Source organism: Limnobacter sp. CACIAM 66H1, assembly GCF_001601825.1.
In the GTDB taxonomy this organism is placed as follows: domain Bacteria; phylum Pseudomonadota; class Gammaproteobacteria; order Burkholderiales; family Burkholderiaceae_B; genus Limnobacter.
In genome coordinates this window covers 1-2,261 of sequence record NZ_LUJK01000106.1, presented here as the reverse complement: position 1 = coordinate 2,261, position 2,261 = coordinate 1, and the positions used below count along the sequence as shown (strand labels likewise).

Below are 2,261 nucleotides of genomic sequence, written 5' to 3'. Positions count from 1 at the left end.
GAGGGGAGGAGAGAGGAGTTCGTGAAGAGTTGCATTTTATAGCCCTTGGATAAGACAACTATAGAAACAGTCCCACGTTGACGGGACTACGTCATTGATTTTGCGTGTTTTTCAGCTGAAAATCGGCGCGATTTCCGAAGTGTCGCGCCCAAACGTTGGTGAGGTCTCATTGGTGCGCCTTACGACATATCCGGGCTAACTTTGACCAGTCGCCCCCAAACTCGAAATCAATAACCAAATCAGGGTAGCTGATGCGTTCAACCGTCTTATAGAGGTAATCGGGATCGTGAGAATTCCCGTATGGGTCGCTCACCTTGGTCCCCTCGGACCAGCCACCAAGTGCCGCAACGACGTCGCTGGCCGCGCCAATATGGCGAAGTGCGTCGCGGAATGAGTGGCGAAAGCTGTAAAAACTCTGATCCGCGGCAAGCGTAATGGCTTCAGTCAAGAATTTTTCCCTGAACCGACGGCATGCATAATCTGAGTAGTACCCCCGCTTGCTCTTCTTGAGGGTGCCGAAGATGAGAGCCGAAGAGCCTCTTGCCTTCTTTTGCCGCTCAACAAATGCGGGAAAGCCAACTTCGATCAGAATGGGGTGTAACGGAATTACGCGCTTGCTGTAGGTCGTTTTGAGCTTCTTCGTCTCTTTTTGGTCGCCTTCGTCTTCGTCGTCAGTTTCTGTCACATCAAGATAAAAAATACCACCTGCAGACTTTCTCAAATCTGCGATCTGTAGCTGGCAAACTTCTCCAGGTCGCATGCCGAAAAAAGCCATTAGGAGCGGCAACCAGAACCGCCAGTCTCGGTCCGCTTTCTTGTAGCTGCCTTGCTTTCCCAGTTTCCAGAGCTGGTAGAACGGTGAGCTGAAGAACTGGGCTATTTGCGAAACGGCAAATGGAGCTCTCTTCTGATGGGGTGCTCGCACCTCGCGTTTGATGGGTTCCAGCGAGGCCCCTGGGTTGTTTGGTATGAGGCGCTTTGCCACTCCCAAGTCCATTATAGCTTTGAAGGTTCTCAGGTACTCCGCTTGCGTAGCGTGGGAAAGAGTTTGAGCGTCTGACTTACGTGCCTCCACGATGGCAGCTTGAACCGACATCCCGCGATAGCGCTTCTCCCGATGCGCGGGAACGTCCGCAACCATTTGCTGAATGGAGCGACAACTATCATAGTCAATAGCAGACACGAGCGTAGACGCGCCGATGAACTCTTTCAGTGCTTCTGTTTGTTGCGTCAGCTTTTCGATCCACTGTTGTCGTACCTTGTTTCGCTCTGCCTTGTCCTTCTCGTCGTTGAGGTATTCGTGCGCCAGCTCTTCAAACGTGACCCTTGTTTCCGGTGCGTTTGAGCCTGTCGTATTCGCAATGTGCATTTCCCGCACATCATCGCGGAGCAGCGCGATTTCACGGTGTAGAGACTGGAGCATTGACCGCCGAACGCTCTCCTGAGCCTCCTGATCAGTGAACCCTTCGACCGCGCTTTCGCCGATGATAGCCGCCAGGGCTTTTTGTACCCATTGATGTCTGCGAGGGTCCGCAGGGTCCCCGAGAATAGCGAGATCGATTTCTTTTTCTGCAATCAACTCGTGGATTTGCTGGCGGTTGTCCGGTCCGTCGTTGATCAGCCGCTTTTCAAAGGTCTTAAACAAGCCATCGAGGTAGAGACGTAGCCGGTCAGAGAAACTGGTGGCGGACAGCTTCGCGTCGGGCGCAGGAACACTTTGCTCGAACTCCATGTCGTATCTGACATCGTAGGCGTTCCGAAGCTTTTGAGCCTTTTTGATAGAGCGCGTATCGAGAGAGAACTGGATGATCTTTTTGCCAAGTTTGGCTTGTAAGTGTTCAGGCACCCTTCGCTTGTAGTACCAAGCGCCGTTTCTATCCATTAGATGCTTGCGGTCAGGCACAGTGTTCACATCCCAATGTGTACCACCAAAGTGGCTCATTTGGAACTGCAAGTATATGATTTTGCTTATTGTCTTGCCATCTCAAACAGATAGGCGGTGACTGGTGCCGCTTACGTGACTCGAACACGTGACCCCGTCATTACGAATGACGTGCTCTACCAACTGAGCTAAAGCGGCTTCTGCGAACCGGTTTTCCCGTCGCGTTTGGTGAGGGGCTGATACAGGGATTGCCAGCTGATTTCAAGACGGATTTCGGCAGCCGGGGAAAAAATCCCCGACCAGCCTGAAGCGCGCAATCTATCTGAGCGGCCAAGTCTTTGGCCAGTCTGCCGGATCGACCGCATCGTTCTCGTTGAAC

2 protein-coding genes and 1 tRNA gene are annotated in these 2,261 nt (G+C 52.5%); all 3 read right to left on the bottom strand.

Translation table 11 applies throughout. The features are described 5' to 3' along the window. Nucleotides 1-166: 166 nt before the first annotated feature. Nucleotides 167-1,942 carry a site-specific integrase gene (locus A0129_RS15760; RefSeq protein ID WP_291716334.1) on the bottom strand — a complete coding sequence of 592 codons (1,776 nt, stop codon included), beginning with the start codon at nucleotides 1,940-1,942 and terminating at the stop codon, nucleotides 167-169. Nucleotides 1,943-2,004: 62 nt separating this feature from the next. Next, nucleotides 2,005-2,080: transfer RNA gene (locus tag A0129_RS15755), tRNA-Thr, on the bottom strand. Beyond that, the coding region (locus A0129_RS15750) for a hypothetical protein (RefSeq protein ID WP_291716333.1) at nucleotides 2,071-2,261 on the bottom strand (191 nt) is incomplete at its 5' end. The genes A0129_RS15750 and A0129_RS15755, both read right to left, overlap by 10 nt.